Annotated in this window: 12 protein-coding genes; 9 read left to right on the top strand and 3 right to left on the bottom strand. The window is 33.6% G+C overall.

Annotation, left to right across the window (positions count from 1 at the left end):
- Positions 1 to 18: 18 nt before the first annotated feature.
- From EZS29_RS06230 to EZS29_RS06200, 7 genes are all read left to right on the top strand, one after another.
- Positions 19 to 2,097 (top strand): ATP-binding cassette domain-containing protein, encoded by a 2,079-nt coding sequence (locus tag EZS29_RS06230; RefSeq protein WP_130607651.1) that lies wholly within the window; start codon positions 19 to 21, stop codon positions 2,095 to 2,097.
- Positions 2,081 to 3,904 carry an ATP-binding cassette domain-containing protein gene (locus EZS29_RS06225; protein WP_172603807.1) on the top strand — a complete coding sequence of 608 codons (1,824 nt, stop codon included), beginning with the start codon at positions 2,081 to 2,083 and terminating at the stop codon, positions 3,902 to 3,904. Before EZS29_RS06230 ends, EZS29_RS06225 begins: the two co-directional genes overlap by 17 nt.
- An 18-nt stretch (positions 3,905 to 3,922) precedes the next feature.
- Positions 3,923 to 5,545: a phosphoglycerate dehydrogenase gene (gene serA, locus EZS29_RS06220; RefSeq protein WP_130607647.1), complete on the top strand. Its 1,623-nt coding sequence runs from the start codon at positions 3,923 to 3,925 to the stop codon at positions 5,543 to 5,545.
- A gap of 85 nt (positions 5,546 to 5,630) precedes the next feature.
- Complete coding sequence (locus tag EZS29_RS06215; protein ID WP_130607645.1) at positions 5,631 to 6,347, top strand: zinc ribbon domain-containing protein; 717 nt, start codon at positions 5,631 to 5,633, stop codon at positions 6,345 to 6,347.
- Between the two features lie 121 nt (positions 6,348 to 6,468).
- Positions 6,469 to 8,175 carry an ATP-binding cassette domain-containing protein gene (locus EZS29_RS06210; RefSeq protein ID WP_130607643.1) on the top strand — a complete coding sequence of 569 codons (1,707 nt, stop codon included), beginning with the start codon at positions 6,469 to 6,471 and terminating at the stop codon, positions 8,173 to 8,175.
- Positions 8,176 to 8,236: 61 nt separating this feature from the next.
- Positions 8,237 to 8,506, top strand: a complete 270-nt coding sequence (locus EZS29_RS06205) for a hypothetical protein (RefSeq protein ID WP_130607641.1) — start codon at positions 8,237 to 8,239, stop codon at positions 8,504 to 8,506.
- The gene (locus EZS29_RS06200) at positions 8,475 to 8,843 is read left to right on the top strand and encodes a 4Fe-4S cluster-binding domain-containing protein (protein ID WP_130607639.1); all 369 of its coding nucleotides are present in this window, start codon (positions 8,475 to 8,477) and stop codon (positions 8,841 to 8,843) included. Before EZS29_RS06205 ends, EZS29_RS06200 begins: the two co-directional genes overlap by 32 nt.
- Before the next feature lie 112 nt (positions 8,844 to 8,955).
- Here EZS29_RS06200 and EZS29_RS06195 read toward each other — a convergent pair whose 3' ends face one another.
- Positions 8,956 to 10,767, bottom strand: a complete 1,812-nt coding sequence (locus EZS29_RS06195; protein WP_130607637.1) for a S41 family peptidase — start codon at positions 10,765 to 10,767, stop codon at positions 8,956 to 8,958.
- Positions 10,768 to 10,980: 213 nt separating this feature from the next.
- Between EZS29_RS06195 and EZS29_RS06190 the strand changes: the two genes are divergently transcribed.
- Positions 10,981 to 11,544 carry a hypothetical protein gene (locus EZS29_RS06190; protein ID WP_130607635.1) on the top strand — a complete coding sequence of 188 codons (564 nt, stop codon included), beginning with the start codon at positions 10,981 to 10,983 and terminating at the stop codon, positions 11,542 to 11,544.
- Positions 11,532 to 11,960 carry a class I SAM-dependent methyltransferase gene (locus tag EZS29_RS06185; RefSeq protein ID WP_130607633.1) on the top strand — a complete coding sequence of 143 codons (429 nt, stop codon included), beginning with the start codon at positions 11,532 to 11,534 and terminating at the stop codon, positions 11,958 to 11,960. The genes EZS29_RS06190 and EZS29_RS06185 overlap by 13 nt, the downstream gene beginning before the upstream one ends.
- A 64-nt stretch (positions 11,961 to 12,024) precedes the next feature.
- Here the strand turns inward: EZS29_RS06185 and EZS29_RS06180 are convergent, their stop codons facing one another.
- Together EZS29_RS06180 and EZS29_RS06175 are read right to left on the bottom strand one after the other, a co-directional pair.
- A complete protein-coding gene (locus EZS29_RS06180) occupies positions 12,025 to 13,968 on the bottom strand; it encodes a S41 family peptidase (protein WP_130607631.1) in 1,944 nt (647 codons plus the stop codon).
- 158 nt (positions 13,969 to 14,126) lie between these two features.
- Positions 14,127 to 16,040 (bottom strand): S41 family peptidase, encoded by a 1,914-nt coding sequence (locus EZS29_RS06175; protein ID WP_130607629.1) that lies wholly within the window; start codon positions 16,038 to 16,040, stop codon positions 14,127 to 14,129.
- Between the last annotated feature and the right edge of the window lie 603 nt (positions 16,041 to 16,643).

Here is a 16,643-nt window from a genome sequence, read left to right as displayed (position 1 = left end):
AAAATTTGAGGTCCTATCTTGAATAGTCAAAAAACGACGTTGTGGCAAAAGTTTTCGTTCTCAGATGTCACACCCGTAATGAAAAAGCTAGCTAAACTATCAATTGATAAATCTGATTTAAATTCTGTCCCCTTTATTAATAACACATTAGCGAAGGGAGATGATTATCCTGATTTCGATACATCTTTGCACGATTTACGCAAATCCCCCTTTCAAGCTCTTATAAAATATGAAAGAAAACAATTTTCATTTATGTTTTTCATTCATATTACAGATGTTATAACTTCTTTATTGTCAGCCTTTGCTGCTATTCAACTTTTAAGAAGTTTTGAAAAAACATCCACAAATTTCAAATTGATAGATCTTTTTTACCATGAATCTACCCCAAATCAAATCCTGATTTTTACAGTTTGTTTGGCAGTGATAATCTTTATATTGAAAATTTTAGCTGCGAGTTTACATGCGCAGAAAATTGAAACAGAAATGCTTCTTGCTTGGCGCATACCATTTAAACTCATGCAGTCTCTCTATTTACAACTTCTAAAAATTAGCAAAAAAGATCGGACACAATATCAAACAGGAGATATCACGAATCTTGCACAAAATGATGCAAAATTCCTAGGCAATTTCCTTGCCCATGCACTCGTCGATATTCCAGTACTCTTAGCTTCCTGTGCACTTGTTATGATTTTAATGATTGCTATGCTTGGCAAGATTGCTTGGATTGGTTTTTTCATAATTGCATTACAAATTCCTCTTTCGCTTTTTTTCTCATGGATTGGCAATATTCTCCACACAGAAATGATGAAAAGAGGTGATAAACGTTTACAATTGATTACGGAATGGATTCAGGGGATGCGCTTAGTTCGTTACTTTGGCTGGGGAAAATATTTTAAAAATGAAATTCACGAGGCCACACTTTCCGAATTTTTACAAGATCTAAAAATTACTTTTAAGTATTGCTTCGCTTTTGCCTTAACCCTCAATTGGTGGATGGTCGTTAGCAGTGGGATATTTGCAGGTATTGTCTTTTATAATGGCGATAGAAGTGCATCAACATTATTTGCCGCCATTTGGCTATCAAGTATTTTAGGACAACAAATTACCCCCCTTCCTTGGTTTGTCAATGCTTGGTCACAAGCTATTGTCGCGTCGCGGAGATTAAAATTATTTTATGTCGCGCGTATCCAAGAAGAAGAGTTTTTAGAGGAAAAAAATAATAACTATAATCCAGAAGAAAAAGAAATTATCGATAAAATTATTCATAATAAATTAAATTCCGAAATATCTATTTCATTCTCTCTCAATAATATATCTTTACGATTTTCAAAAAGTGAACCTTATGTTTTAAATAATATCAGCGTTGAAATCCCAGCAAAAAAAACCTTAGCCATTATCGGCCCCGTCGCCAGTGGCAAGTCACTTCTAATACAAATTATGATGGGAGATATCACACCAACACATGGAGATGTTCATTTTAAATTATATTTCAATGATAAAAATTATAAGATAAATTCTCTTTCGGGTAATGTTCACACCTCTCTTGGTTTAGCACTACTGCGCGCTATCCAAAGCTATGTCCCGCAAGAGGCATTTATTATAAGCAGTTCTATCCGTGAAAATATTCCACTTAAATATAAATATCAAAATGAATACTATGATAGCGACAATGCAATCATGAATTCGATTTATGCTGCAAGTTTTCATACAGATTTAAATGAATTTTCCCATGGTATGGATACAGAAATCGGCGAAAGAGGTGTTAATTTATCGGGTGGACAAAAACAAAGAATCAGTTTATCGCGCAGCTCATTTGCCAATTCTTCTCTTATATTTTTAGATGATCCATTGAGTGCTGTTGATGTTAAAACAGAAAAAACTCTTGCACACAATATTTTTCGAGGTGATTGGGGCAAAGGGAAAACTATTATTTGGTCCACCCATCGTTTAGAATATTTAAAATACACTGATAATATTTTATTTTTAGACGGTGGGAGCATCACAGAATTTGGCAGTTTTGAAACTCTTAAAGCAAATAACAAATCAAGACTCAATCAATTTATTTCAGGATTAAATGAGCATGACCGAAAAAATTAGTTTCATCACGCAGGAAGAACGGCAATCAGGAAAAATTGGTTTAGGTCTTTATTCAAGATATTTAAACTCAATGCAATATCTGCCAATTTTTCTGCCAATTATCCTTATTTTACTTGTATTAACGAGTTTAAGTGAGAGTGGCTTTCGTTACCTTGTTTCCCTTTGGGCCAATGATTGCAATACCATTATATGCGGGGATGAGAATCAACTCAAAAATGTAATACGTTTATGGTTACAAAACGCTGATGCCTATCGAATTTCTCTTTTCTTTTTCTTATTTTGTCTCGCTGCAATTCTCTTGCGCGCCATAAGTTGGATTGTTCTAATAGGCTTTTTAGCCAACGGTGCACGAGTTTTACACAATCAAATGGTAGAAAGTTTTTCCAATGTTCGCGTTACTTTTTTAGATGAAAATCCAACAGGAAGATTGATCCGTCGTTTTAGCGGCGATTATATCCAAATAAAAGATGAAATTCCTAATATTTTTTCTGATATTATCTGTTCTATTATTGAACTTCTAATTGTATCCGTTATTGTTATTTTTCAAGCACCTGTTGCTATCATTGCCGTTTTACCATGTATATTTTTTTATTATTCCGTGCAAGTTTTGTTTAAAACTGCTTCTCGCGAAATTCAACGCTATACGAAAATCCTTGAAACGCCCATTTGGAGTTTATTTACGGAAACAGTCGTAGGTTTTCAAACCATCCGGGCATATGGTAAAAGCAAAATTTTTTATGACAGACTTATTCTGTTGTCTCATGATTATGCAAAATCAGTTCTACTACAAAGCAGAATATTGCGTTGGCTCAATTTACGCCTCAAAATTATTTCAGAATTCTTTGGCTTAGCTGTAACTTTAATAGCTGTTATTTTAGTTGCAAATAATAAAATTGGAGTGGGTGAAGCTGGTTTTTTAATGAGTCTCACGATCGGTCTCGATGCCACCATGCAATGGTTAACACGCAGTTTATCCATGATTGAATCCAAAATGGTTTCAGTGGAAAGAGTAATCGAATATAAAAATCTTCCCAGTGAACACATTCATTATTCACATGATCCCAAGCTAATGAAAACAGATTGGCCAAAGTTTGGTGAAATTATTATTGAAAATATTCAAGCTTCTTATCGTAAAGATTTACCTATTGTCTTAAAAAATTTATCTTTAAAATTTGCAGCTGGCAAAAAAACGGGAATCATTGGGAGAACGGGCGCAGGGAAAAGTACTTTGTTCCAAGCTTTTTTTCGCATGCTCTATCTTCATTCTGGAAAAATAATAATTGATGGAATCGATATCACTCAAATATCACTAGATGAAGCCCGGAAAGTATTTGCGATCGTTCCGCAGGAACCGCATTTATTTTCTGGTACCTTAAAATATAATTTAGACAGAACGGGAAAATATTCAGACGAACAAATGTGGGAAGCTCTTAAAGAAGTTCAACTAGCAAAATATATCGAAAATCTTCCAGATAAACTCAATTACGTTTTAACGGAAAGAGGACACAATTTTTCCGTTGGACAACGCCAACTGATTTGTATGGCTCGAGCTATTTTATGCGATGCAAAAATTATTCTTATGGACGAAGCCACCGCAAGTGTTGATATGGAAACTGAAAAACTCATTCAAGAAACGCTAAACACAGCTTTTGTTCATAAAACTGTCATAATCATTGCTCACCGCTTAGAGACGTTAAATAATGCAGATCACGTTGTTGTGCTTGGCAATGGACAAGTCGTGGATTATGGTACGCCTGCCAAAATACTCTCCAAATTAGGTGAGAGTTTGCATTCCCATTTATCTTAAGCCATAGGAAAAACACAGATGGAAAAGACAGTTAAGATTCTCATTACAGGTAAACTCCATGATATAGCTCTCAAGCTATTGAACAATCAACCTTCTGAGCTTGCTGTCTCTGAATCACTTAAAATTGTTTATATTCCCGATGCACCCCGTGATATTATTTTAAAAGAAATCGAAGACACTCATGTTCTCATCAGTCGTTCAGAAACTGATGTCGATGCTGAACTTTTACGCAAAGCTAAAAAATTAAGCGTTGTTGCCCGCGCAGCAGTTGGCTATGGAAATATTGATTGCGACTTAGCAACAGAAATGGGCATTCTTGTCGTCAACACCCCTGGAAAAAACACCAATTCTGCCGCCGAGTTGACCATGGGTTTACTCCTTGCCCTTGTCCGTAAAATTCCTCAAGCACACATGAGCACCAGCGCAGGTGGTTGGAATCGCCACAAATTTTCAGGAACTGAACTCGGAGATAAAACCATCGGAATCGTTGGCCTTGGCAATGTCGGCCACCGTGTCGCAAAATTTGCCAAAGGCTTTGACATGCGCGTCATTGCTTATGATCCCTATATTTCCGAAGATGTTTTCCGTAAAAATCAAGCTGAGCGTAAAAATACTTTGGAAGAATTGCTCGCAGAATGCGATGTTCTCTCCGTCCATGTGCCCCTCAATAAAGAAACAAAAGGCATGATTTCTTTAGTAGAGCTGAAGAAAATGCGCAAAGGTGGGATCATTTTAAACGCGGCTCGTGGCGGCATTGTTGCAGAAAGAGCCCTGCTTGAAGTCCTCAACGAGGGATATATTGTTGGTGCAGCCATTGACACATTTGACAATGAACCTAAGCCATTACAAGAACTTATAGCTCATCCCAATGTCATAGTGACACCTCATATCGGTGCGAGCACAGCCGAAGCACAGTATCGCATAGGGGAAACCATTGCTATTCAAGTGCTAAAAGCTCTGCGCGGTGAAATTGTCGATTACCCAGTCAATCTTCCGCATGTTTCTTTACTGGGCTCCAATGATCTCAAAGTTTTCTCTGTCCTATCTGAAAAAGTCTCACGTTTTGGTGCACAAATCTTTGACTTTCAACCCGCAATATTGAAACTGACCGTCAAAGCAAATCTCAATAAAGAAGACTTACAGGTTTTAAAACTTTCTGCAATTAAAGGCTTTCTTTCTCATGCCTCAGAAGAATTTGTCTCCTACGTCAATGCAGAAAAGATTCTCCAGCGCAAAGGGCTTGAGTTTGAGATAGAAATGACACCTTCCTCTTCCGCAAAAAATGAACTTTTATTTGAAGTTTATGGCAAAGGCACGAGCGAAAAAATATCTGTGGGCGCCGTTCTCTATGATGGGAAATTTGCCCGTTTGAGCTCAATCAATGATTTTCTTTTTGAAATTGAACTTGATAACGATCTGATCGTTATGCAGAATCACGATAGACCGGGTGTGATTGGAGATGTGGGATCCTATTTAGCAAAAAACAATGTTAATATTGCTCAGTTTGAACTTTCACGCAATCGGCGCGGAGGAATGGCTATGAGTCTTATTCGAATAGATGGTGATCTTGAAAGCGAAGTGGTTGCTGGACTTCGTAAACTCCCGAATTTAATTTCAGCACGATTGGTCAGTGGGCTGTGATTTTAGCCACAAAAGGCATTGAAAGAACAATTGCCATGTGTTACATAAAACAGTTGCTCTATTTTGTCTCACAAGGAGATTCCCTTTGAACCCAAATTATGAAATTATTGAACAACTCTATCGCTTAGATATCGACTCTGGCCTTGTCACTCAAGATCAGCGAGTTGCACAAAAAGAACTTTCTGAACTCGCTAAAAAATCGCGTATCAGTGAAGAAATTATAGCAAAAACACGCACAGACATGATTTTTCACGAAGCTGAACTCCGTCGTCTTTACAAAAAACTTGATGATCTGGATGAACGCAAAGCAGAACGCTCTGCCCGTTTGTTTGCTGCGAAAAATGATGATGATCACCGCGGACTCAAGCGTGAACTCGATCACGTTGAACGCGATATTCGTGAAACACAACGCCGTGCCGACGAAACTGAAAGCCGCATAGAACAATCGAAAGCTGTTTTCCACAAAGCTGAAACAGAACTTTCCGCTTCTATCAGTGCTTCGGAAGGGGAACGCAAAAAAGCCCAAGAAGCAGAAGATAACTCTGCAGGTCGTTTAGACGAAATCAACAAAGTGCGTGACTCCTATTTATCTCGCCTTGATGATCGTATTGCGCAACACTATATGCGCGTTTCTAAGATCACCCGCAATCCAAACGGCCCTATCTGCCGTGTGGTTGAAAGAGCGTGTGGCAACTGCCGCATTGGTCTCTCTCCGCAAATCCTCAACAACATTGCCCGCGGCAAGTCCGTTGAGTTTTGTCCAAACTGTTCCCATGTTTTGTTGCCACAAAACAACGCTTAAACAGTTCAGCCTTTTTAAAAAGACCTTGATAATTTTATTGAGGTCTTTTTTTTGTTTATTTAAATGAATTGACTCTATAGATATTTTAATTATTATAAATAAAATATCTTTGGAGAAATGAATGAGAGAGCAGATTAAATTTTTATTTATCCACCCCTCACATTTTCTACTCTGCATAAAAAATATGCTGATTGATTTTAAAGTTGCAAAAAATTTCATTTGCAAAAATTTAGCATTGGACATAAAAGATTTTTTAATTATTTCAATTCTAACAACTCTTGCTACTTTAAGCACTCTTCCTCTCCCATTTCTGAGCAAAGATATTATCGATGCCTCTATAGCTGCTGAAAAAAGCCAACAAATTCCGTTATTATTGTTAATCGCAAGTGCAGCTCTGCTCTTTGAAAGGATTATTTCTTATTATCATGGAGTTGTCATCTATAGAATATATAGAGAACTATTAAAGAGAAATCGCGAAAATATTTTAGAAAATTTTTTAAAATCCGCCTACAATTCAAACTTAGGTGGAAAGGTCATTACCCTCGCAAATGAAATCTATCAAAACACCGAAATTGCCTTGTCTATTTTTTTCGACAAGTTGACCAATGTTTTTGAAAATATTTTGATTGTTATTTTTTGTTTTGTTGCTCTCTTAATGTTAGACAAGTTTATAGCGATCGGTATTCTTTTCTTTATTCCTTTTTTTATCCTATCTTCCTATTATTTAGCGAAAGAGATTCGTGAATCAACAGAAATATTTTATAAAAATATGGCACAGGAAAAAACATTTTTTCAAAGCTGCATGGAGAATCAAATATTTATCAAATTGACCAATATATTTTACCCAACTTCTATTGCAGAGAATAAATTTAACAGAACGATATTTGCTGCAAATAATATGATGCATTATCGCTCACTTTCTTTTGCTGTGGTTGGAGGCATAACGTCTTTTTTCCCCCTTTTGCTCTTAGCCTACAACGTTTTTCGAATACAACAAGGCACTCTGTCCATTGGAAGTTTTTTTGCCACACTCACAATTGCCACAATGATGCTGCACAACACAAAGCAGCTAATTATTTATCTGCAAGAAACCCATCCAGGCTTTGCTGCTATTAAAAAATTAAATGGCTATTACAAAATGGAAATAGAAAATGTCAATAATAAAATTGTTTATAGCAAATTCAAAAATATAGACACAATATTCATTAAGAATCTTGAATATAAATTTCCCCATAGCAATTCACAAATTAAAAATATAAACTTCCAGTGGAACAGGGGAAAAATAATCGGTTTAAAAGGTAAATCAGGCGGCGGAAAAACAACCTTATCTTTAATTTTAAATGGAATCATAAAGCAAACGAAGGGAAGCATTCAATTTGATAATGTAACGATAACACCACTTGAGTTACAAGCTTTATCTATCTTAGTTCAGCAAGAGCCTCTGTTTTTTGATGATACAGTCCTAGGCAATATTTGTCTCGGTCATAAAAAAATAAGTAAAGAAGAAGTTTCACAATTATTACAAAGATTTCTTTGGGAGGGAGCACAAACGGGCATAAAAAATCGCTTAAATGAATATATCTCTGAAGCGGGAAAAAACCTTTCAGGGGGTGAAAAAAGGCGTCTAGCAATAGCTCGTACGTTACTCGTAGAAAATAAACTTCTATTAATATTCGATGAGCCCACGACAGGTCTGGATTCCGCCAGTGCCAATGCAGTTATGGCAGAAATAAAAAACAGCGCAAACGATAAATTTATTCTTGTTATTAGCCACGATGATCGTTTTGATGATATTTATTCTGAAATAATATATTTAAATAAGGATTAAAAAGTGAATAATTATCGTAAAAGTAGCTTTTCTATAGTTGTGCCTTTTTTGAAATGCAGGAGTGCTAGTCAATGGTATTTCAGGAACTATCGATTTCGTTTCTCCAGAAGTTTTAACCACTATTAATTCATTAAAACTTTCAAACCTGATAGACATTAAAAATATAAAAATATTGGATGAACTCGAGAATCGTGGGCATATAACAAAACTAACAATCGAAGAAGAATTAGAATATTTAAGAAACTTAGGATTTTTATTACAGAATCTTGAAAGCCACATTGATAAAAAAAGGTTATATTATGATATTATTATCATATTTTTGCAATTTTGATTGTGGCTATTGTTTTCAAAGATCTTTTAGAAAAACGATTGAAAAGTCATTTTTTTCAAAAAATCAAATGGAAGTTTTTTTAAAAAATAAACTCAATCTTCTGTTGCCAAATGTAGACCCTGCAAATCAGGTTTTTGTATTATATGCAGGTGAGCCATTTATTCAAAGAAATAATCCTGCCATACAAGCATTATTAACTTATTATTCTGAGGAGACAGGAGCATTTGTAGAAGCAATCTCTAATAGCTATATAAAATTATTAAATATAATAACCTTGTATCAAACAAAACGGAGTCTAAAGCAAATTCTCATATTTTTTAAAATTATAATATTTTGAAGTGTTTACTTCTCTTTATAAGAAATAACCACTTGAAGTGAGAATTAGGATTATTTTTTATTTTTCAAAATCACGATAAAAATAAATCGATAAAATTACCCCAATCTTCTTTTTATGGACGATTTAAATAAAATCCTGTGCTATTTTTTGGATCAGCCATATCTGCAAAAATCTTATTAAAAATATTACGATCATTATTTATAATGTCATCGCGGGTCTCTAAGTAAACTGTATCGACCAAGACTCCATTGCCACCTAAATACTGTTCATTGCCAGCGCGTGCATTTTCCCGCACTGTTTGCCCCCAGGCAAAGGAAATATCACTTCCTTTAGGTAAGATTTTAGCATTGGGAATAATGGATTTTGTTGTTCCACGTGGTGTAATTATTGTTCCTGCAAAATCATTCCAAGAAAAAATATTTATTTCTCTGCCGCCTATTTGTTTACTTGTCCCATATATTTTTGCAATCTTATAATCCTTCATAAGTGAAACGAATGTATTACAAGCATAACTGCAGTCACTATTTGCAAAAACAGCAATGAGTTTGTCGGTGAGGATGCCTTTATATAAAATTGCATTTGGATCTTTTGGGTAGCGATCATCATGATTTGCATCAAATATGTTAAAAGGATTGGTAAATAATGAGCGATTTTTAATTTGTTCTTTATACTTTTCATCATTTAAATATTTACCCATCTTTTCAAAGACAAAAGCATCTAAATTATCCACTTCTTTTAAATTAATAAATAGTTTATTAGCCAATGTCTCTCGATTTGTGTCTGAAACTCTCAAAATTACATTTGGATAAGATATATCTTGGGTAGTAAATAAACTTGCCAAAGCAACAGGTGATGTCGCATAAGAGAAATAATTGTTAAAATTATAATCCCCTCTTAGGTCAAAGATAACTCCATCAATCTTGTTCCTTTCTTTTTCTAAAAAATCTTTAATGCGCTCGACTTCATCTATCTCATTTTCTTTATCTTTAACAAATTTACTAACTCTTATGACTGCAAATGACTTTCCAGCATATTCAACAATATTTGCACTTCCACCGGGAAGATATGCTGGCTTTAATTTTGGATCTATATTCGCTTTCTTATCTCCCAGATTGTTCTTATCAATAATTCGCGAAACTTCATTTTTCTTGGAACATTTATAATTTAGATAGCGCATCCATGGAAATGTATAGGTAACAATCTGACCTTCAGCTCTTCTTTTTATTTTTACTGTAAAGTTTCCTTCTGGAGTTTTCCCTTCATCACCTTCACGAAGAAAATATCTCTGCAGAGCTTGATCCTTTTTCACTTCGTCCGTGCGACCTGAAGCCTGTTTCATTAAGAGTTTCAGCCCTTCAACGGCACTTATTTCTTCATCAGTTTCCCCTTCAATGCCAATATTAGCAATCGATAAGAGTTCATCACCGACTTGTATATTATAAAAATCATTTTTTTCTTCACGACTCAAAGGAACAGTATCTATAGAATATTTCTTTGATATAACCAATTTTCCTTCTTTATCTTTTGGGTTATCATAGGCAAAAGCAACATCAAAATAAAAATGTGCACTGAGACACTTCGCTGGGCTAGGATAGGTAAAATTAGTATAAATATCCCCATTTTTATTAAAAATCTTCATTGCTTCTCTTAAAAGAGTCTCTGAATCCATCTCTTTATTCAGTTTTAAAGTTTCAGTATAAGGATCATAATAACTCTCCTTATTTTTCTGAAAATCATTTACATAATACTCCCTAAATACGGTCTGCACAGAGTCCACTAAGCTCGTTTTTTCTTCTGCATTTAATTTAGGCAGCTCCCAAGGTTCATCTGTATATGAACTGACTTGGGCGGTATTCTCAGATTTATTGCACGCGGAGAGAAAGACAATCGCATTTAGAGCAACAAGCATTTTTAGTCGACTCATAATTCTTCTTCCTACTATTAACAGTTAAAATTAAAACCTTTGAAATAATTAATTGGATAAAAAATTTTTGTAAAGTGTATTATATTAATATTTAAATATATTTTTATTTTTATTGAATTTTCAGACTATTAAAAAAATGCTTAAAATAAATTTTCTTTATTTATTTTGGAAAATATGTATAGTCTTGTAGATGTAAAAATGAGGACAGTTATTATGCGAACTATTGCTAAAAAAATTTGGAGATTTATCAGATATATTTTTATACGCTCCGATTTCATTCTTATGATTTTTGTTTATCCTAGTGCTCTACTTTTAAAATCAATTCGCAGAGTTGGTATTCAAAATATGCCAAACTCTAGAAGAGTTCTATTACATATTGGAGTTTTTCCTATTCGAAGCCATTACACAGAACCTCTATTTGATACCTCTAGTTTGAAGCGTCCTTTAAATCAAGATCGTGAACTCAACGGAATTGACTGGAATACAGAAGATCAGCTTAAGTTACTGAGTAATTTTCAGTATAGTGAGGAGTTAATTCATAAACTCAATAACAAACAAGATGAACTCGCTTTTGACTTGAATAATCCGGCCTTTCAAGGAGGTGATGCAGGTTTTTTATACAATATAATTAGATTAAAAAAACCAAAACGAATTTTTGAAATTGGAAGCGGCCATTCCACTTTGCTTACAATAAAAGCAATAAAAAAAATCAGGAAGAAGATACTCTCTACAATTGCAAACATGTGTGTATTGAACCTTTTGAAATGCCCTGGTTAGAAAAAACAGGAGCCGTTATCATTAGGAGGCCTGTAGAAGAAATTGATAAATCATTTTTTGCGCAATTAGAGCGAGGAGATATATTATTTATAGATTCTTCACACGTAATACGCCCGCAAGGAGATGTTCTATATGAGTATTTAGAACTGTTACCTTCCTTAAAAGTAGGCGTTATTGTGCATATACATGATATCTTTTCGCCAAAAGACTATATGGATTTATGGGTAAAAGAGGAAGTGCGTTTGTGGAATGAGCAGTATTTACTAGAAGCATTTCTCACATCAAATTCACATTGGAAAATAATAGGTGCACTTAATTATTTATATCATAATCACTTCGAACAATTCAAAAATTCTTGCCCATTTTTTGATAATATAAATCAGCCTGTGTCATTATATATTGAAAAAGTGAATTAAATTATGAAGCTAAATATTTAATATATTAATATCCAAATGAGATCTCAATTTAGAACTATTCAACTCAACGTTTTAAATAAAAGCCTTTGGTGTTTTTACTATCGATTATATCATTAAATACTTTTTGGAACACAACCTTATCATTGTCTAAAAGATCTTGAGTTGTCTGTCTATAAACATAATCCGTAACAACACCAACTCCTTCAATATATTTCTCATAATCTTTTACAGCGAAAGGCCTCACTATTTTATTCCAAGCAAAACGAATTTCACTGTTTCGAGGAAGTGGGGAGCCGTTCGGAATAATAGATACTTTTGTTCCCTGCTCGTCAACAACTACAGGAGTTAAAAAATCCTTCCACTCAATTACATTTGCTCCACCACCACCTGTTTGTTTTGTTGTTCCAAATATTTTAGCAATTTTATAGTCCTTCATTAAGGAAACAAATACATCACAAGCAGAGTAACAGTTACTATTCGTAAGTACCGCGATAGGTTTAATTGTTAATACAGCTTTTAGTATTTCAGTGTCTTTTTTGTTATAAGTTTCTGGCAGCGCATCATTTTCATCTCCATCATAGCGATCCGCAGGTGCAAGCAATAATGTTTTCGCTTGAATTTGATCACTGAAATTGCTGTCCGCTAAGTAGCGATCCATTTCATTAACTGTACTTAAATGTGGAGTTTGCATAGGATCTGACGTATTTAATCGAGCATAATAGCGTGACATCTCTAAATTATAAAAGGTATCACGATTGGTTTTAGACACCAAAGGACGCATTTCTAAATTACTGACAAATTTATGTGTAAAAGCATTTGCTAACAGTTGAGGGAAACTACCAAATCCACCACCATTGCCTCGAACATCAATTAAAACTCCTTGAATTTTACTTCTATTATGGAGTATAAATTTACGAATATCATTAACTTCATTTTCAATATATTTTCTTGCAACTAAATAATCGGAATAACTGAAATCACCATCTGGAATAAATCTATTTATCCGAATAACGGCAATAGATTTTCTTTTGTATTTTGCAATATATTTTACAATATTTTGATTCGATGCATTGTTAGCGTAGAGATCCTTAACAAAAGTTTCTTCATTTTTCTTATTATTTAATTCATAAATATTTTCTATATTATTATCTAAGCCGATATCTATGTTTGGTGATTTTTTATGAAAATAGTCATTACATATTTGTTCACTAGATACATAGGTGATCCATGGCAAAGTGTATTTTACAATTTTTCCATCTATTGCACGTTTCACTTTTAAAGTGAAATTCCCTTCAGGTATTTTAATATAGCGTCCATTGCGTGAGAAAAGACGTTGCAAAGCACGAGATTTAAAGGCTTCTGGGTTTGATCCACGACCAATTTTTCCGATAATATCTATCGCAGTGTTTGCATAAATTTCTTGATTTTCATAGCCTTCAATACCAATATTTCTAATGGTTAAGATTTCATCACCAACAGAAAGTGCTTCGAAGTCAGCTAAAGCTTGGGCAGATGCATTCGGCAGAGACAAACTTGGTGTCAGTTTTGCAGAGACAATGAGTCTTTCCTTGTAACCATATTTTTCATCATAACTTAAGCCAACAGTTATAGGAAATCCACCTGAATAACAGCGTGCGGGGACAGGATAAGTAAAGCCAGTGTGCAAATCTCGGACATTGAAAAAGATATTCATCGTGCTTTTGAGCAAATTCTCTGAATCCATATTTTCATCAAGTTTATTTGCAAATGCTATTGCATCGTAATTATAATCGATGACTTTCTGATTTCTATTTACGTAAAATTCATTAAATACGGTTTTAACTGAACTGACTAGATCTTTTTTTTCCTGTAAAGTTAATTCGGGGAGTTCCCAATGATTGTTTTCTGAAGTCGAAGACATTTCTTCAATATCATTAATTTGTACATCAGATTTATTTATATCTGACTTTTGGCAAGCCACAGTTAATAAAACAGAACTCAATAACACAGATTTCTTTAGACGAAGCATAAAGCATACCCTTTTTCAAAAATATTTAAGAATTGTCTGCCCTAGAAAATAAAAATAAATATATTGACTTGATATTATCTTGTCAATATATTTATCATTTTTATTAATATTTTTATTATATAAAATAATTTATGTTTTATAAAATTATTTTTAAATTCTTAACGATTTAGATAAAAACCTTTGGAATTATGTTCATCCATCATATCGTCAAATATTTTTGTTTTAATCTCGATACTGTCTGCCTTGAGATCTCGAATTGTTTTTCTATAAACATAATCCGCCAATACACCACCTCCTTCAATATATTTTTCTTTTTCGTCTGCGGATCTATGACGAACAATTTTGTTCCATGCGAAAGTCATTTCCATTCCCTTTGGCAACTTATTTCCATTTGGAATAATAGGTAATTTTAGACCTTCTTCATTTACTACCACTGGCTTTACAAAATCATCCCAAACAATAACATTCGCACCACCACCACCTGTATGAAGAGTTTCACCATATATTTTGCCAATCCGGTAATCCTTCATATGTGAGACAAAAACCTCACACGCAGAATAGCAATTGCTATTGGTTAAAACCGCTACTGGCTTATCGGTTATAATGGGTTTAAGTATTTCACTTTCTTGCTTAGTATAGGTCAAAGGTAAGGCATCATTTTCATCCCCATCAAACAGATTTTCTGCTGCAATATAGAACTTTCGTTGTTCAATATCTGACTGATATTTTTTATCCTGTAAATAAAAACTCATAAGATTTGGAGTATCCAATATAGGCTTTACTAATGGGTCAGTCGTGTTCAGCCTTTTAAAATACCGGGAAAGTTCAAGATTCAAAAATGTTTGATAGTTTGTAGGTGAAACGAGTGTTTCAAATTTTAAATTTTCAACAAAATTGCTAGTAAATGCGTTTGCTACTAACTGAGCAAAACTTCCAGAACCACCAGGGTTATCACGCACATCTATTAATATACCATCAATATCTTTTTTATTCTGAGTTAAAAACTCTCTGAGTCCTAACACTTCTTTAAAAATTTTATTCCGCATTGATATATATTCATCCCAATTCATTTCTCCTGAAGGAACAAAAATACCTATTGAAATTAATGCAAAATTTTTATTTTTGTGTGAAATTAATTGACTCTTTATATTTGATTCAATTACAGACGCATTATTTAAATCAGTAGAAGCATTTTTATAATTCGCAAATTTGAAAGATTGAGTCTTTCTTGTATTTGAGCCCAGAAATGAGCATCTTTCCTCCTGCGAAATAATTGTTTCCCATGGAATCATAAACTCTTCGATACGACCATCAACTGCTTTTTTGAGCTTGATTTTAAAAATTCCTACAGGAGTTTTACCATTTGATCCACTACGCCAGAATAATTTATCAACAGCCCTCGTTTTTGAAGCATCTTCATTAGCACCCTGTGAGATTCTTCCTAAAATATTTATAGCTTCTTGAGCTGTGACTTCATTTTCTGTTTCCCCCTCCACCCCAAGATTTGTAATAGAGATGATTTCATCGCCGCGTTTAATTGATGTAAATTGTCTATTTTGCTCCTCTGTATATAGATTTGGATCTAAATTTTTAGCAAGCCTACCATCGATGATAAATTTTTCGGTTTTTCCTTCCAAATCATTTATATCATCATATATTATAGCTGCAGCTAGGGGAATTGATGCAAAAAAACATCTCGCAGGGAATGGATATGTAAAAGATGTATGCAGATCCCGAGATTTCATAAATATGTTCATTATATTTTTCAGTAGAATATCAGAATCCATATATTCATTTAAATTCCATACAGCTTCTTTTGAATCAAAATTAAATTCTTCATATTTTTGGATTCTATTTACATAGAAATCTGTAAAAACTGTTTGAACAGATTTTACAATTTCTTTTTTTTCTTCTACACTCAATTCTGGTAAATGCCATTCTTTAGGGCTTTTTTCAGTACGGTCAATCCCTATTGCGCTTATATCAAGCGGTTTTTCCTGATCAGAATTTTTATGACAAGATATTAAGAAAAAAAATGAATTCAATGCGACAAATACTCTTTTTTTATACAAAGCGCATACCTCACAATAATATATTATAAAATAATATATTTACAAAAATATTTATAGATGTTTAGGTTAATAATTTATTTAAATTATTAAGTCAATATAGTGATTTAAATATTTTGCTAAATTATATTTTTTGCTCTAAAATCAATCTTTATTAAATATTATGAGTGAAATTTTTAACTGCTTAATAATTCACGCGATTGGTTTTGTATTTAATTCGATCACTGATGATATATGCTAAGAAACTTTAACTTTTACAAAGCAGCGAAGAATGATGAAGTTAAGCCTGAACGAAACTCTTGAAGTCACCTAATAAAACATTTTAAAAATATCAGTTGGCTTATTTAGGCAGAATTTTAGGTAAAAGAAAAAAATGAAAACTTATATATTTAAAATCCCCCGAAATAAACTTGAGAAAAAGCAACGAAGTTATCACCAAAAAACGATTTTAAAATATAAGTAAACATATCAATGTAAATATACACGAAAAAAAACTTGAGAAAAACCAACGAAGTTATCACCAAAAAACGATTTTAAAATATAAGTGATCATAGCTAGGCTGAAATTTAGGTAAAAGAAATGCATTCTTGAAGGGCATTTGCGGCC

This window comes from Fluviispira sanaruensis, assembly GCF_004295685.1.
In the GTDB taxonomy this organism is placed as follows: Bacteria; Bdellovibrionota_B; Oligoflexia; order Silvanigrellales; family Silvanigrellaceae; genus Silvanigrella; species Silvanigrella sanaruensis.
Note: the sequence above shows the minus strand (reverse complement) of the source record. Positions and strands in the feature narration are given on the sequence as shown.

Coding starts and splice junctions, on each gene's coding strand:
- EZS29_RS06190 (WP_130607635.1), top strand. CDS start 10,981: ATGCGAACTATTGCTAAAAAAATTTGGAGATTTATCAGATATATTTTT.
- EZS29_RS06185 (WP_130607633.1), top strand. CDS start 11,532: ATGCCCTGGTTAGAAAAAACAGGAGCCGTTATCATTAGGAGGCCTGTA.
- EZS29_RS06225 (WP_172603807.1), top strand. CDS start 2,081: ATGACCGAAAAAATTAGTTTCATCACGCAGGAAGAACGGCAATCAGGA.
- serA (WP_130607647.1), top strand. CDS start 3,923: ATGGAAAAGACAGTTAAGATTCTCATTACAGGTAAACTCCATGATATA.
- EZS29_RS06200 (WP_130607639.1), top strand. CDS start 8,475: ATGATATTATTATCATATTTTTGCAATTTTGATTGTGGCTATTGTTTT.
- EZS29_RS06180 (WP_130607631.1), bottom strand. CDS start 13,968: ATGCTTCGTCTAAAGAAATCTGTGTTATTGAGTTCTGTTTTATTAACT.
- EZS29_RS06195 (WP_130607637.1), bottom strand. CDS start 10,767: ATGAGTCGACTAAAAATGCTTGTTGCTCTAAATGCGATTGTCTTTCTC.
- EZS29_RS06210 (WP_130607643.1), top strand. CDS start 6,469: ATGAGAGAGCAGATTAAATTTTTATTTATCCACCCCTCACATTTTCTA.